This window comes from Mesorhizobium sp. M0011, assembly GCF_040324155.1.
Taxonomy (GTDB): domain Bacteria; phylum Pseudomonadota; class Alphaproteobacteria; order Rhizobiales; family Rhizobiaceae; genus Mesorhizobium.
This window is the reverse complement of the sequence record NZ_JAMYVQ010000037.1, coordinates 13,025-38,918: the sequence shown is the minus strand read 5'-3', so window position 1 is coordinate 38,918 and position 25,894 is coordinate 13,025. Positions and strand designations below refer to the sequence as shown.

The 25,894-nt window shown below is 63.6% G+C and carries 25 protein-coding genes; 13 read left to right on the top strand and 12 right to left on the bottom strand.

What is annotated here, in order from left to right; all coding sequences use genetic code 11:
• Nucleotides 1-572: 572 nt before the first annotated feature.
• Together phbB and NKK51_RS28460 are read right to left on the bottom strand one after the other, a co-directional pair.
• Nucleotides 573-1,298 (bottom strand): acetoacetyl-CoA reductase, encoded by a 726-nt coding sequence (phbB, locus tag NKK51_RS28465; protein ID WP_023814310.1) that lies wholly within the window; start codon nt 1,296-1,298, stop codon nt 573-575.
• Nucleotides 1,299-1,391: 93 nt separating this feature from the next.
• The gene (locus NKK51_RS28460; RefSeq protein WP_023814311.1) at nt 1,392-2,570 is read right to left on the bottom strand and encodes an acetyl-CoA C-acetyltransferase; all 1,179 of its coding nucleotides are present in this window, start codon (nt 2,568-2,570) and stop codon (nt 1,392-1,394) included.
• Between the two features lie 301 nt (nt 2,571-2,871).
• On the opposite strand from NKK51_RS28460, the gene phaR reads away from it, so the two are divergent.
• The gene (phaR, locus tag NKK51_RS28455) at nt 2,872-3,483 is read left to right on the top strand and encodes a polyhydroxyalkanoate synthesis repressor PhaR (protein ID WP_023814312.1); all 612 of its coding nucleotides are present in this window, start codon (nt 2,872-2,874) and stop codon (nt 3,481-3,483) included.
• 19 nt (nt 3,484-3,502) lie between these two features.
• Here phaR and NKK51_RS28450 read toward each other — a convergent pair whose 3' ends face one another.
• Nucleotides 3,503-4,642, bottom strand: a complete 1,140-nt coding sequence (locus tag NKK51_RS28450; RefSeq protein ID WP_352555445.1) for a citrate/2-methylcitrate synthase — start codon at nt 4,640-4,642, stop codon at nt 3,503-3,505.
• Between the two features lie 93 nt (nt 4,643-4,735).
• On the opposite strand from NKK51_RS28450, the gene NKK51_RS28445 reads away from it, so the two are divergent.
• From NKK51_RS28445 to NKK51_RS28435, 3 genes are all read left to right on the top strand, one after another.
• Nucleotides 4,736-5,824 (top strand): citrate synthase/methylcitrate synthase, encoded by a 1,089-nt coding sequence (locus NKK51_RS28445; protein ID WP_023810905.1) that lies wholly within the window; start codon nt 4,736-4,738, stop codon nt 5,822-5,824.
• Nucleotides 5,825-5,977: 153 nt separating this feature from the next.
• The gene (locus NKK51_RS28440; protein WP_031213135.1) at nt 5,978-6,793 is read left to right on the top strand and encodes a 3-hydroxybutyrate dehydrogenase; all 816 of its coding nucleotides are present in this window, start codon (nt 5,978-5,980) and stop codon (nt 6,791-6,793) included.
• A 46-nt stretch (nt 6,794-6,839) separates the two neighbouring features.
• The gene (locus NKK51_RS28435) at nt 6,840-7,973 is read left to right on the top strand and encodes a patatin-like phospholipase family protein (RefSeq protein WP_031213140.1); all 1,134 of its coding nucleotides are present in this window, start codon (nt 6,840-6,842) and stop codon (nt 7,971-7,973) included.
• 23 nt (nt 7,974-7,996) lie between these two features.
• On the opposite strand, the gene NKK51_RS28430 is transcribed toward NKK51_RS28435, so the two are convergent.
• Entirely contained in the window at nt 7,997-8,596 is a 600-nt protein-coding gene (locus NKK51_RS28430; RefSeq protein ID WP_023810908.1) for a TetR/AcrR family transcriptional regulator, read from the bottom strand.
• Between the two features lie 122 nt (nt 8,597-8,718).
• Between NKK51_RS28430 and NKK51_RS28425 the strand changes: the two genes are divergently transcribed.
• The 6 genes from NKK51_RS28425 (at nt 8,719) to NKK51_RS28400 (ending at nt 16,905) form a co-directional block, all read left to right on the top strand.
• Nucleotides 8,719-9,180: a (2Fe-2S)-binding protein gene (locus tag NKK51_RS28425; protein WP_013529191.1), complete on the top strand. Its 462-nt coding sequence runs from the start codon at nt 8,719-8,721 to the stop codon at nt 9,178-9,180.
• 2 nt (nt 9,181-9,182) lie between these two features.
• On the top strand, nt 9,183-11,456 hold the full coding sequence (locus NKK51_RS28420) for a xanthine dehydrogenase family protein molybdopterin-binding subunit (protein WP_352555442.1): 2,274 nt from the start codon (nt 9,183-9,185) through the stop codon (nt 11,454-11,456).
• On the top strand, nt 11,453-12,061 hold the full coding sequence (locus tag NKK51_RS28415) for a hypothetical protein (RefSeq protein WP_128305530.1): 609 nt from the start codon (nt 11,453-11,455) through the stop codon (nt 12,059-12,061). The genes NKK51_RS28420 and NKK51_RS28415 overlap by 4 nt, the downstream gene beginning before the upstream one ends.
• A 154-nt stretch (nt 12,062-12,215) precedes the next feature.
• Complete coding sequence (locus NKK51_RS28410) at nt 12,216-13,388, top strand: efflux RND transporter periplasmic adaptor subunit (RefSeq protein ID WP_352555440.1); 1,173 nt, start codon at nt 12,216-12,218, stop codon at nt 13,386-13,388.
• 86 nt (nt 13,389-13,474) lie between these two features.
• The gene (locus NKK51_RS28405) at nt 13,475-16,654 is read left to right on the top strand and encodes an efflux RND transporter permease subunit (RefSeq protein ID WP_352555438.1); all 3,180 of its coding nucleotides are present in this window, start codon (nt 13,475-13,477) and stop codon (nt 16,652-16,654) included.
• A gap of 92 nt (nt 16,655-16,746) precedes the next feature.
• On the top strand, nt 16,747-16,905 hold the full coding sequence (locus NKK51_RS28400; protein WP_023810914.1) for a DUF3309 family protein: 159 nt from the start codon (nt 16,747-16,749) through the stop codon (nt 16,903-16,905).
• A gap of 63 nt (nt 16,906-16,968) precedes the next feature.
• Here the strand turns inward: NKK51_RS28400 and NKK51_RS28395 are convergent, their stop codons facing one another.
• Complete coding sequence (locus NKK51_RS28395) at nt 16,969-17,928, bottom strand: SDR family oxidoreductase (RefSeq protein ID WP_128305532.1); 960 nt, start codon at nt 17,926-17,928, stop codon at nt 16,969-16,971.
• Between the two features lie 76 nt (nt 17,929-18,004).
• The gene (locus tag NKK51_RS28390; RefSeq protein WP_128305533.1) at nt 18,005-18,214 is read right to left on the bottom strand and encodes a DUF680 domain-containing protein; all 210 of its coding nucleotides are present in this window, start codon (nt 18,212-18,214) and stop codon (nt 18,005-18,007) included.
• 114 nt (nt 18,215-18,328) lie between these two features.
• On the opposite strand from NKK51_RS28390, the gene NKK51_RS28385 reads away from it, so the two are divergent.
• Nucleotides 18,329-19,237, top strand: a complete 909-nt coding sequence (locus NKK51_RS28385; RefSeq protein WP_352555436.1) for a LysR family transcriptional regulator — start codon at nt 18,329-18,331, stop codon at nt 19,235-19,237.
• Here the strand turns inward: NKK51_RS28385 and NKK51_RS28380 are convergent.
• The 3 genes from NKK51_RS28380 to NKK51_RS28370 form a co-directional block, all read right to left on the bottom strand.
• Nucleotides 19,201-20,376, bottom strand: coding sequence for an MFS transporter (locus NKK51_RS28380; RefSeq protein WP_128305535.1), 1,176 nt, complete (start codon nt 20,374-20,376; stop codon nt 19,201-19,203). The two genes, NKK51_RS28385 and NKK51_RS28380, sit on opposite strands and share 37 nt — an antisense overlap.
• A 123-nt stretch (nt 20,377-20,499) precedes the next feature.
• The gene (locus NKK51_RS28375; protein ID WP_352555434.1) at nt 20,500-20,808 is read right to left on the bottom strand and encodes a DUF1244 domain-containing protein; all 309 of its coding nucleotides are present in this window, start codon (nt 20,806-20,808) and stop codon (nt 20,500-20,502) included.
• An 11-nt stretch (nt 20,809-20,819) separates the two neighbouring features.
• On the bottom strand, nt 20,820-21,617 hold the full coding sequence (locus NKK51_RS28370) for an N-formylglutamate amidohydrolase (protein WP_352555432.1): 798 nt from the start codon (nt 21,615-21,617) through the stop codon (nt 20,820-20,822).
• A gap of 245 nt (nt 21,618-21,862) precedes the next feature.
• On the opposite strand from NKK51_RS28370, the gene NKK51_RS28365 reads away from it, so the two are divergent.
• Complete coding sequence (locus tag NKK51_RS28365) at nt 21,863-22,351, top strand: DUF1036 domain-containing protein (protein ID WP_127260459.1); 489 nt, start codon at nt 21,863-21,865, stop codon at nt 22,349-22,351.
• Nucleotides 22,348-23,784 carry a pyruvate kinase gene (gene pyk / locus NKK51_RS28360; protein ID WP_023810921.1) on the top strand — a complete coding sequence of 479 codons (1,437 nt, stop codon included), beginning with the start codon at nt 22,348-22,350 and terminating at the stop codon, nt 23,782-23,784. The genes NKK51_RS28365 and pyk overlap by 4 nt, the downstream gene beginning before the upstream one ends.
• Before the next feature lie 44 nt (nt 23,785-23,828).
• Here the strand turns inward: pyk and NKK51_RS28355 are convergent, their stop codons facing one another.
• The 3 genes from NKK51_RS28355 to ykgO all read right to left on the bottom strand — a co-directional run bounded on the left by NKK51_RS28355 (nt 23,829) and on the right by ykgO (nt 25,887).
• Nucleotides 23,829-24,893, bottom strand: coding sequence for an alpha/beta fold hydrolase (locus NKK51_RS28355; protein WP_352555430.1), 1,065 nt, complete (start codon nt 24,891-24,893; stop codon nt 23,829-23,831).
• 150 nt (nt 24,894-25,043) lie between these two features.
• The gene (locus NKK51_RS28350) at nt 25,044-25,649 is read right to left on the bottom strand and encodes a tetratricopeptide repeat protein (RefSeq protein ID WP_352555428.1); all 606 of its coding nucleotides are present in this window, start codon (nt 25,647-25,649) and stop codon (nt 25,044-25,046) included.
• Between the two features lie 112 nt (nt 25,650-25,761).
• The gene (gene ykgO, locus NKK51_RS28345) at nt 25,762-25,887 is read right to left on the bottom strand and encodes a type B 50S ribosomal protein L36 (protein ID WP_006327841.1); all 126 of its coding nucleotides are present in this window, start codon (nt 25,885-25,887) and stop codon (nt 25,762-25,764) included.
• Nucleotides 25,888-25,894 lie beyond the last annotated feature (7 nt).

Genomic DNA, 25,894 nt, shown 5'->3' with positions numbered 1-25,894 from the left:
GGTGGTTTTGTCAAGCTTTCAACCGGCTGCGGATTAACGGATAGAACGAGTCTGGAACGAATCGGCGACGAATCAGTGACTCCTGCAGATTCAGCTTTTGTTCACGGCTACATGTGGATTTCGCGACCGCGAGTCGCACCACATGCTGAATCGCTGAACTGGCCCGTTTCGTGCTAAGAGGGCGTTGCCGTTAACCTTTGCCTGGAAACAATCACGGTGGTTGGCGCGCCTCGACCAACATTATGAAATTGTTGATCTTTCTTAACCTGCGTTAAGCAGTTGGGCAGGCGATTCCGGCTGTCGTCGTTAACGCTCAGCTCATAACCGGAACGAATCGGCGACGAATCAGCGATGGCGTAATTTTCCCGATTTGTTCACCCCAATATCTTGTGTTGTGAACAGTTTATCCACCGAGAATCCACAGGTTGCCAGGGAGCTTTTGCACAGGGCGGCTGCCGGCTGTTAACCTTCGCGTGCCGAATTGGGTCAGCTACGGTCGCGAGCACGTCAAAGGGACCGTGCCGGAAACGGGCCGGTGTGCCGGCCCGTCGATCTCCTACATCGCCACGTCATCAGGCGAAGTATTGGCCACCGTTGGCCGTGATGGTCGAGCCGGTGATGAAGCCGGCATCTTCGGATGCGAGGAAGACGACGCAGCGCGCGATCTCTTCCGGTTCGCCGAGGCGGCCGACGGGGATTTGCGGGATGATGCGGTCGTTGAGCACCCTCTCGTCGATCGCCTTCACCATCTCGGTGGCGATGTAGCCAGGGCAGATGACGTTGACGGTGATGCCCGCGCGAGCTCCCTCTTGAGCGAGGGCTTTGCTGAAACCGATGTCGCCAGCCTTCGCGGCGGAATAGTTGACCTGGCCGGCCTGGCCTTTCTGGCCGTTGATCGACGAGATGGTGATGACGCGGCCGAACTTCCGGTCGCGCATGCCGCTCCACAGCGGATGCGTCATGTTGAAGACGCCGGACAGGTTGGTGTCGATGACCTCTTTCCACTGCTCGCGCGTGATCTTGTGGAACATGGCGTCGCGGGTGATGCCGGCATTGTTGACCAGCACCGAGACCGGGCCGAGATCGGCCTCGACCTGCTTGATGCCGGCGGCGCAGGAATCATAGTCGGCGACCGACCATTTGTAGACCGGAATGCCGGTCTCGGCCTTGAATTTCGCCGCTGCGGCGTCATTGCCGGCGTAGTTCGCGGCAACCGAATAGCCGACGGTCTTCAATGCGATAGAGATCGCCGCGCCGATGCCGCGCGATCCGCCTGTGACGATTGCTACCTTGGTCATGCATTTCCCCTTTTTTTGATACCGCCCTGTTGTCGGGCTTGGCAGGCACTGAATACAGAACGGGCGGCTCGCGCCGCCCGGTTAGCGAGTTCTTCAGAGTGCTTCGATGCACATGGCGACGCCCATGCCGCCGCCGATGCACAGGGTAGCGAGACCCTTCTTGGCGCCGCGCCGGCGCATCTCGAAGACCAGCGTGTTGAAGACACGGGCGCCGGAAGCACCGATCGGGTGGCCGATGGCGATGGCGCCGCCATTGACGTTGACGATCGAGGGGTCCCAGCCCATGTCCTTATTGACGGCGCAGGCCTGCGCGGCAAAGGCCTCGTTGGCCTCGACCAGGTCGAGATCGCCGACCGACCAGCCGGCCTTTTCCAAGGCCTTGCGCGATGCTGGAATCGGGCCGGTGCCCATGATCTGCGGATCGACGCCGGCGGTTGCCCAGGACACGATGCGTGCCAGCGGGGTGATGCCGCGCCTCACCGCTTCCGCCTCGCTCATCAGCAGCGCGCCGGCGGCGCCGTCATTGATGCCGGAGGCGTTGGCGGCGGTCACCGTGCCGTCCTTGTCAAAGGCCGGCTTCAGCTTGGTCATGGCGTCGAGCGTGGCGCCATGGCGGATGTATTCGTCCTGGTCGACAATGGTGTCGCCCTTCTTGCCCTTGAGTGTGACGGCGACGATCTCGTCCTTGAACTTGCCGGCCTTTTGCGCGGCCTCGGCCTTGTTCTGCGAAGCCAGCGCAAACTGATCCTGGTCTTCGCGGGTGATCTGGAACTGACGTGCCACGTTTTCGGCGGTGTTGCCCATGTGATAACCGTTGAAGGCATCCCACAGCCCGTCCTTGATCATGGTGTCGATCAACTTGAAGTCGCCCATTTTGACGCCGGCGCGCAGGTGCTGGGCATGGGTCGAAAGCGACATCGATTCCTGGCCGCCGGCGACGATGACCTTGGCATCGCCGGTGGCGATCTGCTGCATGCCGAGCGCAATGGCACGCAGGCCCGAGCCGCAAACCTGATTGAGGCCCCAGGCTGTGGTTTCCTTGGGCAAGCCAGCATTGATCGATGCCTGGCGGGCCGGGTTCTGGCCTTGCGCGGCGGTCAGCACCTGGCCGAGGATGACCTCGTCGACCTCGCCTGGTTCGACACCGGCACGCGACAGCAATTCCCTGATGACGACGACACCGAGCTCATGCGCCGGTGTGGCGGCGAAGGCGCCGTTGAAGGAGCCGACCGGCGTGCGCGCCGCACTGGCAATGACGATGGAAGCGGACATTTTCTTCTCCAGACTTCAAGGGTGTTGCTCTGTCGTTGAGGACTTTTCTTGCCCTTTCCCAACCCCAAGTCAAACCGGAAATGGGCATGGCGCCCATGCGCCGCAAGCAGGTCGCGCCTTGCCATGGCGCCCATTCGTCCATTGCTGCGCAGCATATTTTGCCTGCTATGCGGCATTTAGTGATCCCGCACTGCACAAACTGCTTGGAATTGTGAAGCTTTTGCGCATATCCTCAAAAAAAAGGCACAATCGTTATCGGCGGCTTGCTCAGGGGCGCGCCGGTGTCCCCGGGAGGATGTAGATGGCCGCTAAAGACGATCCGATCATCATCAAGAAATACGCCAATCGCCGCCTCTACAACACCGGCACCAGCACCTATGTGACGCTCGAGGACCTCGCCGAGATGGTCAAGAAGGGCGAGGAGTTCACCGTCCAGGACGCCAAGACCGGCGACGACATCACGCATCCGGTGCTGACCCAGATCATCTTCGAACTGGAGAACAAGGACGGGCAAAACATGCTGCCGATCCCGTTCCTGCGCCAGCTCATCGCTTATTACGGCGACCAGATGCAGATGATCGTGCCGAGCTTCCTCGAACAGTCGATGCTCGCCTTTTCCAAGGAGCAGGAGCGCTTTCGCGAGCAGATGAAGGGGGCGATCGGCAAGTCGCCGCTCGACATGATGAAGATCACTACGCCGATCAAGGCGCTGGAGGAACAGACACGCCGCAACATGGAAATGTTCCAGAATGCGATGCGGCTGTTCACGCCGTTCCCGCCCGCCGGCACCGCGCCGGCCGCTGCGCCGTCGCCCGAGCCGGCCAGGAAGGAAACACCTGACAAGCCCGACGATCTTCAGGAACTGAAGGACCAGATCGCGGCCATGCAGCGCAAGCTCGACACGATGTCCTGAGCTTAGCGCTCTTGCGATCTTACGGCAGCACGCCCTCATAGCGGCCGCGCGGCCTGATGACACTTCGGCTTGTTATCTGTTCGACCGTGTGCGCTGCCCAGCCGACGCTGCGTGCGAGCGCAAACAGGCGGAACGGCGTATCGCGCGGCAAGCCAAGACTGCGCGTCAGCGCGGCCAGCCCAAAGTCGATGTTGGGAAGCGCGCCGGTCGCCGCAAAGGCAGCGTCGCGCAGCGACGATAGTGTGCCGTCAACCTCGATCACCGACAGAAGCGCTGCCCCTCGGGGGTCGCCGTCGGGATAGAGCTGATGACCGAACCCCGGCAGCGGCCGGTCATGGCTGAGCCAGCGCCGAATCGCCGCATCGGCGCCATGCCGCGCCGCATCCTCGGCCAGTTGCATCACCGCCTCGCCGGCGCCGCCATGGCGAGGACCGGACAGCGTCGCGAGCCCTGCCAGCAGGCAGGCGGCCAGCGGCGCGCCGGTCGAGGCTGCGACGCGCGCAGCGAAGGTGGACGCGTTCAGTTCATGATCGGCAAGCAGGACAAGCGCGCGGCGGATCGCATCGGCGCCGCCGGCATCTACCGACCAGGCCTGTGCCAGCCGCTGATGGACGGGATCCGGTCCTGCCGGTGCGCCCAGCGCGCCGGCCAGCACGCCGACCGCGTGCGCGGCGTCGGCATGCAGCGAGGCGGCGCTGCGCCCAAGTGACGGACGCCCTTGGCCGGCAAGCACGGCAAGTTGCGCAAAAGCCGAGGCCCGGCCGGCTTGATGGGGCGCATCCGGCGACGGTGCTTGGAAAGCCACCGGTTCCGGCAGAGCCCAGAGCACTGCGGCGGCTTCTTCCAGTGTGGCGTGCCCGGAGAGCACCGCGGCGTCCTGCCCGCGATAGATGAGCCGACCGTGCGAGACGGTCGAGATCGCCGTTGCGATCGAGGGCTCGCCCCAGGCAATGGCGCTTTCAGCGATGGCTGATGGGCTCCGTCCGCGCGCCCTCCGCGTTGCCAGCGCTTCTATGTCGTCGGCACGATACTGGCTGCGGCGCGGATCGGCGCGGTCGGGCCGCATGCCGATGCGCCCACGGCTGACATAGGCGTACAGCGTCTGCGCCCGCACCTTGAGCCTCTCCAGCGCTTCTTCCCTGGACAACCACTCGGACATATCGAACCCTGATATTGATTCTATTGATCAAGATTGATGGAAACGTTGCCCATCTCTATCTCCGATCCGGAAATGCTTCAAGGAGACAAGGCTATGGCGAATGGGCTCGATGACGTGGTGGCGGCGGAAACAATACTGTCGGACGTGGATGGTCTTGGCGGCCGTCTGACGATCCGGGGTCATTCGCTGCCGGAGTTGGCCGGCCGGTGGAACTATGCCCAGGTGGTTGGGCTGCTGCTCGATGGCTTCTTCGACGACCTTCCCGATGATGCGCAACTGACGCGGGCGCTGGGCCAGGCGCGTGCGGACGTGTTCGAACGGCTCTTGCTCACGCTGCCCTTGTTGGCGTCGCTCGATGTCTACAGCGCCATGCGCGCCGGCATGGCGCTGCTGCCGGACGGCGACACATCGACGAACGCCTTGCTGCTCATCGCAGCGCCCGCCGTGCTGACGCCGGCCCTGTTGCGCCTGCAGCGCGGCGAGGAGCCGATCGCGCCGGACAGCCGGGCCGATCATGCCGCCGACATGTTGAGGATGCTGAACGGCAGCGTCGCCTCGCCGGCGCTGGCGAAGGCGCTCGACACCTATCTGGTGACCGTCTGCGACCACGGCCTCAACGCATCGACCTTCGCCACCCGCGTGGTCGCTTCGACACTGGCCGGCCTGACATCGTCCGTGCTGGCCGGGCTTGGCGCGCTCAAGGGGCCGCTGCATGGCGGTGCGCCAGGCCCGGTGATCGAGATGCTGGATGCGATCCAGGCGCATGGCGATGCCGCCGGCTGGCTGCGCGACGAGATCGCGCATGGCGAGCGCATCATGGGTTTCGGTCATCGCATCTACCGCGTGCGCGATCCGCGCGCTGATGTGCTGAAGGCGGTCGTGCGGCAACTCGGCGGCGAGGGCGAAACCGGCCGCCGGCTGGCCTTCGCGGAGACAGTGGAGCAAGCCGCACTCGACGTGCTGCGGATTGCCAAGCCGTCGCGCTCGCTGCAGACCAATGTCGAGTTCTACACCGCGCTGCTGCTGGAGGCGGCGGGCTTTCCGCCACAAGCTTTCAGCAATGTCTTTGCCACCGGGCGCGTCGCCGGCTGGATCGCGCATGCGCGCGAGCAGCAGACGATCGGGCGGCTGATCCGCCCGCAGTCGCGCTATGTCGGGCCTGTGCCGGAGCTGGCTGCCTGAGGCTTATCGGCGCCTGGCGAGCGACCGGCGATCCAAACGATATCCTCCTGGTGAGCGGCCGTGTGGCCGCTTATGACGAAAATTTCATCTCGCCCACAAATCTGGCCGCTGTTATTGCGTCGTATTGAGCATATATGCTGCACTGCAACATAGATGCATTCTTGCCGTAACCAGAGGATTCCGCCCTTGGCCGCCAGAAAAACCGCAGTCATCACCGGCTCCACATCGGGCATTGGCCTGGCCATCGCCCAGGCGCTGGCGGCCGAAGGCCGCAACGTCGTCGTCAACTCTTTCTCCGACACGACCGCCGACCACGCCATGGCCGACGCAATTGCCAAACAGTATGGAGTGAAGACCGCCTACATCAAGGCCGATATGTCGAAACCGGCGGAATGCCGGGCGCTTGTCGCCAAGGCGGCCGAAACATTCGGTTCGGTCGATATCCTGGTCAACAATGCCGGCATCCAGCATGTCGCGCCGGTGGAAGAGTTCCCGATCGAGAAATGGGACGCCATCATCGCCATCAACCTGTCGTCGGCATTCCACACCATTGCAGCCGCCATTCCGCTGATGAAAAATGCCGGCGGCGGGCGGATCGTCAACATCGCCTCGGCACACGGCCTGGTCGCGTCGCCGTTCAAGTCGGCCTATGTCTCGGCCAAGCACGGCATCATGGGATTGACGAAGACCGTCGCGCTCGAACTGGCGCGCGAAAAAATCACCTGCAATGCCATCTGCCCGGGCTATGTGCTGACGCCGCTGGTCGAGGCGCAGATCCCCGATCAGATGAAAGCCCATCAGATGGACCGCGAGACCGTCATCCGTGAGGTCATGCTGGACAAGCAGCCGACCAAGGAATTCGTCACGGTAGAGCAGATCGCGGCAGCGGCGGTGTTCCTGTGCTCGGACGCGGCAGCGCAGATCAACGGCACGCATCTCTCGGTAGATGGCGGCTGGACCGCCGCGTGAGGCGCGAAATCTTCTCATCTACCCAAAACGCACCAAGGACGACGCCATGACCAAAAACGGCAAGGCGGAGGAGACGAAGAAGACGATCAACATCGCGCTTCAGGGCGGCGGCTCGCACGGGGCCTTTTCCTGGGGTGTGCTCGACCGCCTGCTGGAGGACGGACGGCTGGAGATATCAGCAGTGTCCGGCACCAGCGCCGGCGCCATGAACGCGGTGGCGCTGGCCGACGGATATGTGCGCGGCGGTGTCGAGGGAGCGCGGCAAAAACTTGAGGATTTCTGGCGCGCGGTGGCGGCCAAGGGCCGGTTCAGCCCAGTGCAGCGCATGCCGTGGGATGTCGCCTGGGGCAACTGGTCGATCGAGAATACGCCTGGCTATGTCTTCTTCGACACCATGTCGCGGGTGTTCTCGCCCTACGTCGCCAATCCGCTCGGCCTTAACCCGCTGCGCGACGTGGTGGAGCAGGAGATCGATTTCGACAATGTCCGCGCCTGCAAGTCGATGGAACTGTTCATCTCGGCGACCAATGTCGAGACCGGACAGTTGCGCGTTTTTTCCGACGGCGAGATCGACCTCGACGTGGTGATGGCTTCGGCCTGTCTGCCGCAATTGTTCCGCGCCGTCGAGATCAAGGGCGTGCCCTACTGGGACGGCGGCTATGGCGGCAACCCGGCGCTCTATCCGTTCTTCAAGACCGCGGCGACCGAGGATGTGCTCCTGGTGCAGATCAATCCGGTGGTGCGGGAGGGAACGCCAAGGAGCGCCAACGAGATCCAGAACCGCATCGACGAGATCACCTTCAACGCCGGGCTGCTGCGAGAATTCCGCTCGATCGCCTTCGTCAAGGAACTGATCGCCGCCGGCCGTCTGCCGCATGGCGAATATCGCGACATCCGCATGCACCGCATCGATGCCGACGAGGCGTTCAAGGACCTGTCGGCGTCATCAAAGGTCAATGCCGAATGGGCGTTCCTGACGTATCTCAGAGACCTCGGCCGCACAGCCGCCAGCGACTGGCTGGAAGAGAATTACGACGCCGTCGGCAAGCGACCGACGCTCGATCTCTCCGGCGAACTCGATGACGGCTTCAAGCCGGTGCGCGGTCCGGCACCCGGCCGGCGGGTCAAGGAATTCCTCGCTGTGCGCAAAAATCCGGAGGTGGTTCGCCGTCGGGCCTGAACTGAAACCCGATACAGCTGGTTTCATCGAGCTTTCAAGGCGAGGTCGATCACCCTGATCAGGGCAGCGGCCGCCTGCCGCTGTCCCTCCGGATCTCTGATCCGCGCCTTCATGCCTTCCAGCCCGTCGAGCAGCATGTCGGTGAGCAGTTGCGCCGACAGGCCCCTGGCCGCCAGGTCGACGCCGTTCCTGGCTGCCTCCCCCTGGATCGCGGCGGCAATATGTTCGCCAAGCCCGCCGCGCCAGCAGCCGACCAGATCGCCAAGGCTCGATTTCATATCCAGCAATTCGGCGCCGTGCGGCGAGGCAACGACCGCGCCCATCATCGAGATGAATGCCTCATCGATGGCCCGCATCATGCGCTCGGTGAAAGGGCCATCGCCGGATAGGGCAATCTTTGCCGCCTCGACCGAGCGCGACAGGATCATCATGGCGATGGCGCGGAAAATGTCGGTCTTGTTCTTGAACAAGAGATAGAGCGCCGGGCGCGACATGTCTGCGGCGCGGGCGATGTCGTCCATGGTGGTGCGGGTGAAGCCATAGGCCAAAAACACCTTCATCGCGCCATCCAGGATACGGACGCGTTTGGGATCTGTGGCGGCGATGTCTTCGATCTGGTTCATGGAGCAATTCTATCCTGCAAAATCCTATTTGACAAAATGACGAAATTTGTCAATCTGTATTGGGCCAAACGGCCGAGGGGACGCTTCGCCCTTGGCAGTGGACGACAACAAAGGGTATCCCCATGCGCCTTACCGTCGACGGTCAGTCTTTCGATATCGATGCCGATCCTGACATGCCGCTGCTGTGGGCGCTGCGCGATCTCATTGGCAAGACCGGGCCGAAATTCGGCTGCGGCATCGCCGCCTGCGGCGCCTGCACGGTGCATGTGGACGGTCAGCCGGTGCGTTCCTGCTCACTCCCGGTTGGGCAGGTCAGTGGAGCTGTCACGACCATCGAAGGCATCGGCACAGCAGGCGGACTGCATCCGGTGCAGCAGGCATGGCTGGAGGAACAGGTCGCGCAATGCGGCTACTGCCAGGCCGGCCAGATCATGAGCGCGGTGGCGCTGCTCGACGAGGTCGCCGACCCGAGCGATGCCGACATCGACAACGCCATGGGTGGCAATCTCTGCCGCTGCGGCACCTATCCGAAGATACGCTCGGCCATCAAGAAGGCCGCGGCGCTCAAGACGGCGGGGCTCTGACCATGGCCAGTGTCGGAAAGATCGCCCGCCGCACGTTTCTGATCGGCGCTGCCGCCGTCGCGGGCGGCGTTGCCGTCGGCTACTACTATTATCGCAAGCCTTTTCCGAACCCGCTCGAGGCCGAGCTCGGCAAGGGCGAGGCGACCTTCAACCCCTATGTGAAGATCGGCGCCGACAACACCATCACCATCGTCGCGCCGCGGGCCGAGATGGGGCAAGGCATTTCGACGACGCTCGCCGTCATGGTCGCCGAAGAACTCAATGTGAGCCTCGACCGGGTCAAGGTCGAGCACGGCCCCGCCTCCCATGCCTATTACAACGCCGCGATCCTCGAAGAGGGCGGTCCGTTCGCCTTCTTCGACGAGAGCATGATCGCGCAGGCGGTGCGCTCGGGTCTCGGTGTGGTCGGCAAGTTCCTTGCCCTGCAGGGCACCGGTGGTTCGGCTTCGACACGCGACGGTTTTGACAAGATGCGGCAAGCGGGTGCAGTCGCCCGGCAGATGCTGATCGCGGCTGCGGCGCAAAAACTCGGTGTCGCCGCCGCCGATCTGGAAACGGCCGACGGTTCGATCCTGCACAAAGCGTCCGGCAAGTCGCTGACCTATGGCGCGGTCGCCGCGGCCGCCGCCGCGATGGCGCCGCCGGCCGAAGTCAGGCTCAAGGACCGGGCCGACTGGAAACTGCTGGGAAAGCCGCAAAAGCGCATCGACATGCTGGCCAAGGTGACCGGGGCGCCGATCTTCGGCATCGATGTCAGGCTGCCGGACATGGTCTACGGCACGGTCAAGATGAGCCCGCGCTTCTGGTCGGCGCCGATCAAGGCGGACCTCTCGAAAGCCGAGAAAATGCCCGGTGTGATCAAGATCGTGCCGCTGGAGACGAATTACGGCCATGGCTTCGGCATCATCGCCGACAACACATGGGCGGCATTCAAGGCGGCCGAGGCGATCGATGCCCAGTGGTCCGATCCCGAATACCCGCTCAGCAGCGCCGCTATTTCAGATGTCCTGAAGCAGGCGCTCGGCACCAAGGGGTCGGTGATGCGCGACAATGGCGACGTCGACACCGCCTTTGCCGACGCGCCGCGTGAAAGGATCGTCGAGGCCGACTATGCGGTGCCCTATCTGGCGCATGCGACGATGGAGCCGATGAACGCCACGGCGCAGCTCAGGGACGGCGCGCTCGACATCTGGTGCGGCAACCAGGCGCCGACCCTGGTGCGGCAGCTTTGCGCCAACGCGGTCGGCATCGAGCAGGACAAGATCACTGTGCACACCACCTTCATGGGCGGCGGTTTCGGCCGGCGCGTCGAGGTTGACTACGCGCTGTGCGCCGCGCTGATGGCGAAGGAGACGGGCGGGCGCCCGATCAAGGTGACCTGGACGCGTGAAGAAGACATGCGCCACGACGCCTACCGGCCGGCCGCCATCGGCAAGTTCCAGGCGCGGCTCGGCGACGATGGCATGCCGGTCGCCGTCGACATGAGGATGGCCTCGCCATCAGTGATTGCCGGCATGCTGCGCCGGCTGTTTCCTTCGATATCGCCGCTCGGTCCCGACAAGAGCATCGTCGACGGTGCCTATGACCAGCCCTACACCATTCCGAACTACCGGGTCAGCGGTATCGCGGCGCCGGTCTCCATCCCTGTCGGCTCCTGGCGCTCGGTCGGCAGTTCGGTCAACGGCTTCTTCCATGAGGGTTTCATGGACGAGATCGCCATTGCCGGAAAAATCGATCCGGTCGAGATGCGCAAGAGACTGATGGCCGCTTATCCCTCGGCGGTGAAGGTGGTGGAGAAAGTCGCCGCGATGGCGAAATGGGGCGAGGCGCTGCCCGCCGGCAAGGCCAGGGGTATCGCCTTCACGCTGTCCTTCGGCAGTTGGGTCGGCGAGATCGTCCAGGTGGCGGACACGCCGGCCGGCATCCGCATCGAGAAGGTGTGGATCGCCGCCGATGTCGGCACCGCGCTCGATCCCGGCATCATCGAGGCGCAGCTGATTTCGGCCGCCATCTACGGACTCTCCGCAGCTATGGGTCAGGAAATCACCTTCGCCGACGGCATGGTCGAACAGTCGAACTTCCACGATTTCGACGCCATGCGGATCTTCCAGTGCCCGGTCTTCGAAGTCGCCATCCTGGAAAACTTCCACAAGATGGGCGGCGTCGGCGAGGTCGGCACACCGCCGGCGGCTCCGGCGCTCGCCAACGCCATCTTCGCGCTCACCGGAAAGCGCGTCCGCACGCTGCCGCTGTCGAAAACGGTGGCCTTCGCATGAAGAAGCTCCTCATCATGCTGACGCCTGCTGCCATGCTCGTGCTCGCAGCGCCGTTTGCGATCGCGCAAGAGAGCCAGATGCCGGCGCCGGCGACCGTCGACGCGGCGAAAGGCCTGTCCGAATGGGACAAGGTCTATGCGGTGTTCTCGCATCCGCGCTGCGCCGACTGTCATGTCGCGGACGAGCGGCCGCGCTGGTCGGGTGCGCATTACGGCGGTACGCGCGTTCACGCCTTCAATGTCCAGCGGGGTGCTGACGGGTCGGGCTTCGGCAATCCGGGCCTGCGCTGCACGACTTGCCATTTCGCCAGCAATTCCAAGGCATTGCACGGTCCGCCCGGGGCCGAGAACTGGCATCTGGCGCCAGCCGAGATGGCCTGGTTCGGCAAATCCTCGGCCGAAATCTGCGCCCAGATCAAGGATCCCCTGCGCAACGGCAACCGTAGCTTGAAGGATATCGCGCTGCATGTTCGCGACGACAGATTGGTCGCCTGGGGCTGGGCGCCAGGATCGGGTCGTGAACCAGCCCCGGGCTCCGCCGAAGCAACCTATCAAGCGATCGAAAACTGGGCAGCGGCCGGCGCATCTTGTCCGCCGGCGCAATGATCTTGCAACTTTCAGACTATATTGCGGTGCAACTTTGATGTAGAAGCGCGCTTCGCCGATCACGGCAAATTGAACACGGCTCGGCGCGCACCCATATCGGCGACGCGCCCGCGTTATGAGGACGCTGGCCGAACCCGCAGTGGAAAAAACGACGATGAGAATCAGGTTTCACAAGCTTGCAGCCGTTGTTGTGCTCATTGGTTTCGCGGCGTGGATGGCGACAGGCGAGTTTTCGTCGGTCGGCAGCGTAGCCGCCAACAAAGCCAAGGCAGCCGAAGCCGAACAGGCCAAGGCGCCGGACGCAAGCAAGCCGAAGACGGCGGAAGCCGAGCCTAAGGCACCGCTGCGCACCGTCGCGGTGGTGACGCCGCCACGCAAGACCTATGCACGCGCCATCCGCATTTCCGGGCTGACCGAAGCCGACAAGCGGGCGGTGCTGGCGACGCGCGTCGCCGGTGTCATCGACAAGCTACCTGTCAAGCAAGGCGATCACGTCAAGACGGGGGATCTGGTGCTGATGCTTGCGGCGGAAGAAAAGATCTCGATGGTCGACAACGCCAAGCAGTTGGTGGTGCAGCGCCAGGCCGAGCTGGACGCAGCCTTGCGGCTGATGAAGACCGGCAATCTGCCGAAGCTGCAGCTCGACACCGCGCGCTCGAACCTGACCTCGGCGCAGTCGCTGCTGGAAACGGCACAGGCCGAACTCGACCGCAACGAGGTGAAGGCGCCTTTCGACGGCGTTATCGACCGGGTGCCGGTGGAACTTGGCAGTTCCGTCATGCAAGGCGGCGAGGTGGCAACCATCCTCAAGCTCGATCCGGTGATTGCCCGTGGCGAAGTCAGCGAGCGCGATCTCGGCTATCTCAAGCTCGGCGACAAGGCCACCATACGGCTGGTCAGCGGCCAGACGGTCGAAGGCACCGTGCGCTACATCAGCCGCGACGCCTCGTCGGCGACCCGCACCTTCCGCGTCGAGGTTGCCGTCCCCAATGCCGACGGCTCCGTGCCGGCCGGCATGACGGCGGAAATCGCGCTCAACGCACAGCCGACCGACGCGGTGCTGCTGCCGCGCTCGGTTGTGACGCTCGGCGACAAGGGCGAACTCGGCATCCGTGCCGTCGGCAAGGACAACAAGGTGGCGTTCTTCCCGATCGACCTCGTTGACGACACGCCGACCGGCCTCGTCCTCGGCGGCATACCGGCCGACGCCCGCATCATCGTCGCCGGCCAGGAACTGGTGAAGGAAGGCGATCTGGTCAATCCGGTCGAGGCCGACCAGGCGATCATCAAGAAGCTGCTCGGCGAGGCGACGACCGGCACCCAGTAGCGTAGCACAAGTCGCGACGGACTAGCCCTGGGCGGGGACAATCGGCTGCGACGCAGCTCGTGGAAATTCAAGAACAGGCGTTAGCCATGGATATCGTCAGACTCGCAATCAACAATGCCCGCCTGACCATTTCGGTCCTCGTCTTCCTTCTGCTGGCGGGCTGGGTCGCCTATCAGGCGACGCCAAAGGAAGCGGAGCCCGACGTTCCGATTCCGATGATGTATGTCAGCCTGATCTATCAGGGCATTTCGCCCGAGGATTCGGAGCGGCTTCTGCTGCGGCCGATGGAAAGCAAGCTGAAAAGCCTGAAGGGCCTCAAGGAGATGCGTTCGGCCGCCTTCCAGGGCGGCGGCTACGTGCTGGTCGAATTCCAGCCGCAGACCAATCTGGCCACCGCGCTGCAGGACACGCGCAGCAAGGTGCAGGACGCCAAGGCCGACCTGCCGCAGGCGGCGGAAGAACCCGTCGTTACCGAAGTCAACATTTCCGAATTTCCCGTGCTCGTCGTCACGCTCTCGGGAAATCTGCCCGAACGCGTGCTGACCGCCGCCGCGCGCGAACTACGCGACCGTATCGAGGAGGTTCCCGGTGTTCTCGAAGGCTCGCTGCAGGGTGCGCGCGACGATCTCGTCGAGGTCGTCATCGATCCGATGAAGCTGTCTTCCTATGGATTGCAGCTCGATCAGTTGATCGGTGCGGTCGGCAACTCCAACAGCCTGGTCGCCGCCGGCAATATCGAAGGCTCGGAGGGCAAATACGCCGTCAAGGTGCCGTCGCTGATCGAAACGCCGGAGGATGTCGCCGCACTGCCTGTGGTCGCCGGCCCCAATGCCGTGGTGCAGGCCAAGGACATCGCGACGATCCGTTCGACCTTCAAGGATGCCGAGACGGTGACCCGTCTCAACGGCAAGCCGGCCATCGCCATCGAAGTCAAGAAGCGCATCGGCTCCAACCTGATCGACACCATCGCCAAGGTGCGAACGGTGTCCGACGAGTTCGTCAAGTCGATGCCCGAGGGCATGAACGTCACCTACACGCAGGACAAGTCGGTCTTCGTCAACCAGCTGCTCGGCGACCTGCAGAACCATGTGATGATCGCCGTCATCCTGGTGTTCATCGTCATCCTCTACGCGCTGTCCGGCCGCGCCTCGCTGCTCATCGGGCTTGCGATTCCGTCGTCGTTCCTGATCGGCATCCTGCTGCTGGCGATGATGGGCTACACGATCAACATGATCGTGCTGTTCAGCCTGATCCTGGCCGTCGGCATGCTGGTCGACGACGCCATCATCGTCACTGAGTTCGCCGAACGGCGGATGAGCGAAGGCATGCCGAAGGAGGAAGCCTTCGCGCTCGCAGCCAAGCGCATGGCCGGTCCGGTCATCGCCGCGACGATGACGCGCATCGCCGCCTTCTCACCGCTGCTGTTCTGGCCGGGCATCATCGGCGACTTCATGAAGTACATGCCGATCACGCTGATCGTCACGCTATCGGCCTCGATGCTCTATGCGCTTGTCTTCGCGCCGACGCTGGGGGCGATCTTCGCCAAGGCGCCGCCGCATCATGAGGATGACAATCGCGACGGCTGGTACATGGCGATCGTCAAGCAGGCGGTGCGCTTCCCCATCACCGTGCTGGTGCTGACCGTCGCGCTCTTGTTCGGCGTCGGCTTTGCCTATTCGAAATACGGCGCCGGCGTCGAGTTCTTCCCGAATGTCGAGCCGGATTACGGCCTGCTCTACGTGCATGCGCGCGGCAATCTTTCGCTGGCCGAAATGGATACCGCGACCAAGATCGCGGAAGACAGGCTGCTCGGCTGGCCGGGCGTGAGATCGGTCTACACCCGCGTCGGCAAGACGCAAGGCGGCGGCCAGGATATCCCCGAAGACGTCGTCGGCGTCATCCAGTACGAATTCATCGACTGGCGCGAGCGCAAGTCGGCGAACCACATCCTGGACGATCTGCGCGGCGTCATGGCCGGCATTCCCGGCGTCGATGTCGAGGTGCGCGTGCCGGAAGCCGGTCCGCCGACCGGCAAGCCGATCCAGATCAGGCTTTCGGCCGTCGACCCCAAGGGGCTCGACGACAAGGCCCGTGAGGTTGCGGCGCGCATCGGCAAGGTGCCCGGCGTCATTGATATTTCCGACGGCCTGCCGCCGCCCGGTGTCGACTGGGCGCTCGAGGTCGACCGTGCCAAGGCGGCGCAGTACGGCATCAGCCCAACCTCGGTCGGGACGGTGGTGCAACTGGTGACCAACGGGCTGAAGCTCTCGGAATACCGGCCTGCCGGAGCCGACGACGCGGTCGACATAAGGCTGCGGCTGCCCGAAGACCGGCGCACGCTGTCGACGCTCGACGAACTCAGGGTGCAGACCTCACAAGGCTCGGTGCCGATCTCGAACTTCGTCGTGCGCAAGCCCGAGCCGACGGTCGGCATCCTCAACCGCATCGACGGCGCGCGTACGGTGGTCGTCCAGGCCAACGTCGCCGCCGGCGCTCAGGTCGCGGCTGTGCAGGAGCAGGTCACCAAAGCCGTCTCCGACATGGATCTCGGCAGCGGCATCCGCTGGAAGCTGGCCGGCTCGAACGAGGACAGCGCCGAAGCCAGCGCCTTTCTTAGCAAGGCCTTCGGGGCGGCGATCTTCCTGATCTTCCTGGTGCTCTTGGCGCAGTTCAACAAGTTCACCAGCGTCTGGCTGGTGCTGTCCTGCGTGGTCATGGCGACGATCGGCGTGTTCCTCGGCCTGCTGATAACAGGCGAGACGTTCGGCATCGTCATGTCGGGCATCGGCGTCATCGCTCTGGCCGGCGTGGTGGTGAACAACAACATCGTGCTGATCGACACCTATGACCGGCTGCGTGAAGAAGGCTGGGACAAGGTCGAGGCGGTGCTGCAGACTTGCCGCGAGCGCGCCCGTCCGGTGGTGCTGACGGCTGTTTCGGCCATTCTCGGCGTGCTGCCGATCGCCTTCGGCCTCGGGTTGGAAATCTTCCATCACGAGACGACGATCAACGCGCCGTCGACGCAATGGTGGATTTCGCTGTCCTCGGCGATCGTCTTCGGCCTGTCCTTCGCCACCGTGCTGACGCTGGTGGTGACGCCGTCGATGCTGATCGTGTTCACCCGCGCCAAGGTCAAGCCGGGCGCACGGCGCGGTTGGTTCAGCCGGCTGTTCCGGCGTGGCAAGGGCGAGATTTCCTCGACCGATGCGCAGGGGCAGGATACCGGAACCGAGCCGGATATCGCCTTTCCGAAAGCCGCCGAATAGACCAATGCCGATTTGACCGCAAAAGGCCGCCCGGAACAACCGGGCGGCCTTTTGCATTGTTCTTGGGCGAAACGTCGAATTGCGGGGTTCTCATGCCGATCACCACCATCGTCATCATCGTCCTGGTCCTTATCCTCATCGGCGCGGTGCCGGCCTGGCCACATTCGCGCTCCTGGGGCTATGGGCCCTCGGGTATTGTCGGCGTGGTGCTGGTGGTGCTTATGGTGCTGCTGTTGATGGGACGGCTCTGAGGCGCCCTCTCAGTCCGCGGAGATTGTCAATGTGCGGAGGAGCATCGCCCGCCATCGCGGACGTCAGGCAGCTTTCGCAACGCCGGTCACGGTGGCAATGCCGATATCCCCGAGAGCTTCAGTGACGGCCTGATCCAGCGGCGTGTGCGGGATCGCGCCGATGATGCCTTCCAGCCTTGCCGACGCCAGTTGGTGCGGTTCGAAGCGCAGATAGGACATCGACACGATCTCACGCCACATCGCCACGAACGGGCTACCGGCGCGCAACACCCACCAGGCCATCGAGGTCATCTTGAGCGGACGCCCAAGCGCCTTCTCTGCGGCTGCCTTGATCTCCAGGTCGGTGACGGGATGGCCGGGGAAGTTGAAGGCTTCATAAGCGCCGAGCTTGTCCAGGTTCTGCGCCAGTCCGACGAAAGCCCTGGCCAGATCCGGTAGGTAGGCCCATTCATGTACGAGGTCGACCGGGCCGGGCGCCGTATAGATACCCTTGTTGATCTTGGCAGCGACGACCAAGTCGAACCACGAGCCGCTGCCGGTGCCGCCGAAGAAGTCGCCGGCCCGCAAAATGATGGTGCGGACGCGGCGTGCTTCGGCCTCGCGGTGAAACAGGTCCTCCATGGCGACGCGGATGCGCCCCTTGTCGGTCGTCGGGCGGAACGGCGTGTCTTCCGTGATCACCTCCGGCATCGGCGATCCGTAATTGTATACGGTCCCGGGAAAGAGATGCAGTGCGTTGTTGGCATGGCAAGCGGTCATGACATTCTCGGCGATCGGCAGGCACTTGACCCATTCGGTGTAGATCGGGTTGAGGCCGTTGAAGATGATGTCGACACCTTCCGTGGCGCGGATCAGCGCTTCCCGGTCGAGCGCGTCACCGGCAACGGCCGTAGCGCCTTCAAGTTCAGTTGGCAGTTTGCCGTTGCGGGTGACGGCGCGGACCTCGTAGCCCGCGTCGATGAAGGCCTTGGCGACCACGCGGCCGAGCCGGCCATTGGCACCGAGAATTGCGATACTGGTCATTGGAAGCACTCCTGGGTTGGGATTTGCGTGGTCGGTCTGGACGCGCGATCGGGATCAGCGACAAGCGCGATCGAGATCAGCGGTTGCCGAAGAGGTCGCGGTTGCTGCCTTGCGTGACCGGCTGCCGGACGGCCGCATCCGGGTTGTGGATCGAAGCGGTGGTCGTGTTGTCGGTGCTGGTGACAGCCGGCTGGCTGGCGTCGTTCGAGCCAAACTTGTCGCTGCCGGCAAAGGCGGCGCTGACGGAAATGAGGATGGCGGCGGTGGTGAGAGCGATCTTGGTCATCTGAGTTCTCCTGGTTGGTGTTTGCAGTCCGTGTTGGTGTCTGCAGCCGGAACATGGTCGCTCGGAACGCGAATGGAAATTGACTACATATGGCGTTCTGATATTCATAAATGAATGACAGAAATCGACTGGAACCTGATCAAGAGCTTTGTCGCCGTGGCGGAATCCGGCAGCCTGTCGGCCGCCGCGCGAAAGCTTTCGGCCAGCCAGCCGACGCTTGGCCGTCACATCGGCGAGTTGGAACGGGCACTCGGCGTCACACTGTTCCGTCGAGGACGGCACGGTTACGAACTGACGGAGGCCGGCAGCACGCTGTTCGAACGCGGCAAGGCGGTCTGCGAGCAGGCAAGCGCCTTCTCACTCCTGGCGCTGGGTTCGGTCGAGGCCATCGAAGGCACGGTGCGCATCGCCGCCAGCGAGGTGGTGGCGGCCTATGTCCTGCCTGAGATGACGATGCGGCTGGGGATCGAGGAGCCCGGCATCGAGGTCGAGATCGTTGCTTCCAACCAGGTCGAGAACCTGCTGCGTCGAGATGCCGACATCGCCATCCGCATGGTCAAGCCGGCGCAGAACGAGCTGATGGCACGCAGGGTCTGCGATATCGAGCTCTGCGCCTGCGCGGCCAAATCCTATCTCGACAGGCGCGGCCGTCCGCTGAAGCCTGCCGATCTTGTCGGCCACGACCTGGTCGGCTTCGACCGCGGCGACGAGATCATCAGGGGCTTTACCCAGTATGGCATCCCCGTCACCCGGAGCAGCTTCCGCTTCAGGGCCGACAACCAGATCGTTTTGTGGGAAGCGGTGCGGGCGGGAAACGGCATCGGCCTCGGTCAGGAGCCGCTGGCCGACAGGGATTCTTTGATAGAGAAGGTGCTGCCTGACCTGCCGCTGCCAGTTCTGCCGGTGTGGCTGGCGATGCATCGCGATGTGCGTACCAGCGTGCGCATCCGCCGGGTGGTGGATTTTCTGCATGAGGAGCTGAAACGCTATTCGGCGGGTGCTGGCGCGAATTCGGCGCGGTGAGCGAGCCCGGCCATCAGCAACACGATGATCAGCAGTCCCGACATGGTGATGAAGATCGGGCCGAAGCTGGAATGCTCGGCAACGAAGCCGATCGCCGACGGCGCCACCAGTATGCCGCAGTATCCGATAGTGGTGACCACGCTCATGCCGGTGCCGGAAGACATGCCTTCCTGGTTGCCGCCGGCCGAAAAGATGATTGGCACCATATTGGCGATGCCGAAGCCGCAAAAGGCAAAGGCTGCAATAGCGAGCCAGGGCGAGGGCGCCAGGCCAGCCACCAGCATGCCGACCGCGGCTACGAGGGCCGACACGCGCAGCGTCGTCACCGCGCCGAAGCGATTGCGTATGCCGTCGCCGAAGAACCGCGTAACCGCCATGACGCCCGAAAATCCGGCGTAGGCGAGGCCGGCAACGGCGAGATCGGCGCCGAGTTCCTGGCGCAGATACAGGGCTGCCCAGTCGAGCACCGCGCCTTCGGAGATCATCGCCAGCAGCGCCATCAGTCCGATCAGATAAACCAGCGGGTTTGCCGGCAGTGCGAATTTGTGGTGCTCGGCTGCCTGCGGTCTGTCTTCGGTGAGGAGATGGCGAACGGCCACCGCGATCACCGCGAAGGCAAACACCGTTACCGCCGCCGCGTGGGCGAGGTGGCCGTAGTGCTGGATGGCAAAGCCGCCGAGGCCGCCGCCGGCGAAGCCGCCGAGACTCCAGAAGCCGTGCGAGGACGACATGACGGCGCGGGAGAGCCGCCGTTCGACCACCACGGCATTGGCATTCATGGCAACGTCCATGCCACCGATCGAGCCGCCGAAGATGATCATGGCCGCGGCCGCCAGCGGTACGTTGGGCGCCAGCGCCACGACCATCAGACCGAGGCTGCCGCACAGGGCGAACCAGCGCAGTACGGTGCGCGAGCCATGTCTGGAAATCAAATGGCCGCACCAGGTCATCGCGACGACGGCACCGACGCCGAATAAGAGTATCAGCAGACCGAGCGTGAACTTCGAGATCTCCAGCCGGGTCAGGAACACCGGAATCTGCGGCGCCCAGCTGCCCGTCAGGAAGCCGTTGGCCAGGAAAATGGCCGCGAGCGCCCATCGTCCGCGAATGGCAGTCAGCTTGGCAGTTGACGCGTTCATGAGGCGAATCCCGCTGAAAATGGCTTCGCGCGGCAAATTAGATCGATTCAATTTTCAGTCAAGGCTCTTTCTGGGAGCATTTTGAGCCAAACATAGCCGTAAGCGATCACTGGGGCGACGGCGTCAATGGTCTTGGGGGTGCCTTGCCTCGAATTCGGCCTTCTTGGCGTCGGAGGCCTCGGTTTGGTTGAGCGCCTGCCACTCCCCATAAGGCATGCCGTAGACGATCTCGCGCGACTGATCCTTGGTGAGATCGACGCCCTCGGCATTGGCTGCCTCCCGATACCAGTTCGACAGACAGTTGCGGCAGAAGCCGGCGAGGTTCATCAGGTCGATGTTCTGCACATCGTTGCGCTCGCGCAGATGCTCGACCAGCCGGCGGAAGGCGGCCGCTTCGAAATCGCGTTGCTGCTCGTCGCTGAGTTCGGTCATCGAAACCTCCGTCATAGCGGCCCGGTGCGCGAGCCGAACATCTTCACCACATGTATATCGGGACGGCGGTCGATCGCGTCAACGATCGGCGCCAACCGTTCGGCCCAGGCGAGCGCGCCCTTCTGGTCCGATATCAGATCCTGTCGGATCTCGATCAGCGCATGGGCGAAGCCGTTGACGATGGCGTGCTTGTACATGGTGTCGCCGCGCAGCGCGCCGTCATAGGGTTCGTTGTCGCCGACGACGAGGTTCTTGTCCTCCGCCAGCATGTCTATCAACGGCCGCGCCACGCGGTCGTCGAGGTCCCACAGGATGCCGACGTGCCAAGGACGCTGGATTCCTTGCATGGCAGGGGTGAAGGAATGCACCGAAAAGATGAAGGGCGCCTGGGCGGAAGCCTGTGCGACCGAGGCGATCATGGCGCCGACGGCGTCGTGATAGGGTCGGTAGAACCCGTCGAGCCGCCTCTCGCGCTCCTCGGCAGCGATGGGGTAGTTCCCAGGTACGACAGTGCCGTCATAAAGCTGGCGAATGAGCGTTGGGTCGTCTTCGCCGCGGTTGGGATCGATCAGCAGCCGCGAAAAATTGGCAAGCACCGCCGGCACGCCGAGCAGGGCAGCCAGTTCGCGCGTCACCGCCTCGACGCCGATGTCATAGGCGATGTGGCGGTCGAACTCGGCTGAGGGCAGGCCGAGGCTGCCGTAGTCGTCGGGCAGGTCGCGACGGGCATGATCGCCCAACAGCACGATGCCTCGCCTGCGATCGCCCTCGATGATGTCGAAAGGCGCGAAAACTGTGGATCGGGTCATTGGCGGGAAATGGTCTGTTCGCTGGCTTCCGGGGAGGGTGCTATCGTCATTCCACGAAGACGACGCTTGCGCAATGCCGTTGTTTGGCCAAGGTTTCCCCGGAAATCTGGCACAAGTCGGCGAATTGTGCGCCGGAGCCTTTCTAAATCGATTGGAATTGGACAAAACGGTGCGTTGACATGCGCCCGGACTTTTCCGAAAAGGGGCGCAGAGAGATGCTGATGTGGTTTTTGAGGGGTTTTCGGATGAGTTCCGCCGGCGGGCAGCGCATGCGCTCTGCCTTTGCCATGCCGCTCCTCACTCTTGCCATAGGCCTGTCGGCGATGGTCGTGGCTTCGCCGGCGCGTGCCGATTTCCGCGTCTGCAACGCCACGCAGAACCTGGTCGGTGTCGGCATCGGCTATCGCGCCAAGGCCGGCTGGATCACCGAAGGCTGGTGGCACATCGAGGGATCGAGTTGCAAGACGCTGATCGAAGGGCCGCTGTCATCAAGGTTTTACTATCTTTATGCAGAAGACGCCGAACGCGGTGGACGCTGGGACGGCCCGATCAACATGTGCGTGGCTGAAAAAGAGTTCAAGATCGCCGGCGTGACCGACTGCGTCGCCCGGGGCTTCCAGCGCGCCGGATTCCAGGAATATGACACGGGCGAACAGGCAAGCTGGATGGTCCAGCTGACCGATGAGTCCACAACGGGAGGCGCTCCAGCCGCCCCGGGAACAAACAGTCAATGAGACGTAGCCGCAAGGTCAAGATCCTAGCCACCATCGGTCCGGCCTCCTCGTCGGAGGAGATGCTGAAGAAACTGTTCGAAGCGGGCGCCGATGTGTTCCGCATCAATATGAGCCATACCGACCATGAACTGATGCGCACGCTGGTCGGACGCATCCGCGCTGTCGAGGAAGCGGTTGGCCGGCCGATCGGCATCCTGGCCGATCTGCAAGGGCCAAAGTTGCGCGTCGGCAAATTCGCCAACGGCAAGGAAGTGCTGACGCAAGGCCAGACCTTCACCCTCGACGACAATCCAGAGCCTGGCACCTCGACCAGGGTCTATCTGCCGCATCCGGAAATTCTGAGCTCGGTCGAAGCCGGCCATCGCCTGCTGATCGACGATGGCAAGCTCGAGCTGAAGGCGGTGAAGAGCGACGGCAAGTCGATCGTCTGCACCGTCGTCGCCGGCACCACCATTTCCGACAAGAAGGGCGTCAGCCTGCCCGACACCGACCTCCCGGTCGGCGCGCTGACCGAGAAGGATCGCAAGGACCTCGATGCCGTGCTGGCCACGGGCGTCGACTGGGTGGCGCTGTCCTTCGTGCAGCGGCCGGAGGATCTGGCCGAAGCGCGCAAGATCGCACGCGGCCGGGCGCTGATCATGGCCAAGATCGAAAAGCCGCAGGCCGTCGCCCGGCTGGCCGAGATCATCGAATTGTCTGACGCGCTGATGGTCGCCCGCGGCGATCTCGGCGTCGAGATGCCGCTTGAGGCGGTGCCCGGCATCCAGAAGCAGATCACGCGCGCCGCACGCCGAGCCGGCAAGCCGGTGGTGGTTGCAACGCAGATGCTGGAATCGATGATCACGGCACCGGTGCCGACCCGCGCCGAGGTGTCCGATGTTTCGATCGCCGTCTTCGAAGGTGCCGATGCCATCATGCTGTCGGCGGAATCGGCGGCGGGTGCCTACCCCGTCGAGGCCGTGGCAATGATGAACCGTATCGCCACCAAGGTCGAAACCGATCCGACCTATGCCGGCATCATCAACGCCCAGCGCTCCGAGCCGGAGGCGACTGGCGCCGATGCCATTTCGCTGGCCGCGCGCGAGATCGCCGAAACGCTGAAGCTGGCGGCGATCATCACCTACACCGCATCAGGCACCACAGGCCTGCGCGCCGCCCGCGAGCGGCCGCAAGTGCCTGTTATCGCGCTGTCGCCGATCCTCAATACGGCGCGGCGGCTGTCGCTTTTGTGGGGCACGCATTGCGTCGTCTCACCCGACGCCGTCGACCTCGACGACATGGTCAATCGCGCCTGCCGCATCGCCTTCGACGAAGGCTTCGGCAAGCCGGGCGACCGCGTCATCATCACCGCGGGCGTACCGTTGCGGACACCGGGTTCGACCAACATGCTGCGCATCGCCTATATCGGATCGGACACACAAGTCAGCCGCTAGATTCCTAAAGCGTGTCGCCTCTGAACGGATTCAGGCGATCCGCTTTAGGTCGGCGCGAGTTCGGCCTGCGGTACCTTGATATCGGCGCATCTGCCGGCGCCGTAGGCGTCGCCAGCGATGCGCGCCTCCACTGCCGTTGCCATCGCCTGCAGGTCTATACTCTTCCCGGCGACCTTCTCGATGGCGCCGACGGTCAGGTCGGGCGCGATCCAGTCTGGCTTGTGACCGAGATTGTGCACCCAGACGAGTTCGGCACCGGCAATGTCGCGCGCCAGGCCGACCGAATGGATATGTGCATAGACCACCTTGTCGCGATCGCCTGAAATGACCACGGTTGGCGCCTTGATCTCGTTGTAGCGCGGTGCGGCGCCGAGGGCATAGCGATAGAGCCCGGCGACATCGGTGGCGTTGGCACGAAAGGCTGTTGGTCGCAGCACCAGCGGGATAGAGGCCATTCTGAGATAATTGTCGGGCACCTTGTTGGGCGAGAAAACGCAGGTGGTGGCGTCCGCCATCTGCAGTGTACCGGCCGGATAGGTCAGCATCTCGGAAAACGACCAACCGAGCACCGGCATGGTGGTCAGATTGTAGTACCAGGCGGTTGCGCCGCCCGGCCATGGGTGGGTCGCCGGTGCGAGGAAGACCAGCCCGAGCGTCTTGTCGGGATGCTCCCGGCCAAAGGCCGATGTCACCACGCCGCCGAAGGAATGGCCGACGATGACAGCCTTCTTGATGCCGAGATGGTCCATCAGTGCGGCAATGGTGTCGGCCTGCGCCGACGGGTTCTCGTTGTTGGTGCCGCGACCCGACCAGCCGTGGCCTGGCCGGTCGAAGAACAGCATTTCGGCGCGGCCTTCGAGCAAGGGACGCAGCGGCAGCATCTGGTCCCTGAGATTGGCGCTGGCGCCGTGGATGAAGACGATCGGCGGCAGCTCGGCATTGGCGGGTGCCGGAACATGGACATAGTGGATGCGGGCGCCGTCGATGTCGGCGAACTCGCCGATCGGCGGATTGCGGCGCTCGATCAGCCATGAGCCGACCCGGGTGACGCCGACAAAGCCGAAGACAAGCGCCATCAGGAAGGCAAGGGCGGCGTAGATCAGGTTCATGGGGGAGATACGGAGGTGGAGGGGGATAAGTTGTAGGGGAGTAGGGGAGTAGGGGAGTAGGGGAGTAGGGGAGTAGGGGAGTAGGGGAGTAGGGTGTGTGTTCCGCAGGTACAATCTGCCCCTACTGCCTTATTCCCCTACTCCCCTAGATCAAATGCCTTCACCGGCAAGTTCCTCCGAAATCGTGCCGACCTGGTCCTGGGCGCTGCGCATCATCGGATAGATGGCCAGCACCTTTTGCCAGGCCTCGAGCGCCGATTGCTTGTGGCCGGTCAACGCCATGATCTGCGCCAGGCCGGACAGCGCACCGAAATGGCGCGGCTCGAGCTGCAGCGTATGGTCGATGTCGGACATCGACTTGCCGTAGTTCTTCATCATGAAATGCACGGTGGCACGCCGGTTCCAGCCTTCGGCATAGGTCGGCTGCAAAGTCACCACCTGGTCGAGGAAATCGAGCGCGACGTCGAATTTCTGGCTTTCGACGGCTTTTTGCGACCATTGCATCATCAGGTCGATCGAGGCGCTGCCGGATTGCGACCACTCGCTCCAGATGTTGCCGGCGATGCGCTCGGCCGCCTTTTCGTTGCGCTCGCGTTTCAGATCGCTGAACAACTGGTCGAGGCGGGCTTGTTTCGTCGTTGCGGCGGGCGGGGCGTCCTGAGTGGCCGGCGGCGCGACAGCATCATCCGCCCATGCCGGGCCATAAATGGCGCCGGAAACAAGCAGAGATGTCAAAAATGCAAAAAGAATCCGCATCACCGGACTCTAGTCCCGGGCGGCGGAACGTCAAACTGAATTTGGCGTGAAAAGGCCGGCAGGCGGCAACAAGCATCAAATGGGCGGAGGCAACAGCCTCCTGCCCGAAAGCTCAGCCCTGGCGTGCCTTGTAGCGCGGGGCGGTCTTGTTGATGATGTAGACGCGGCCCTTGCGGCGAACCAGCTGGTTGTCGCGGTGACGCGCCTTCAGCGCCTTGAGCGAATTCTTGATCTTCATGGTCTTG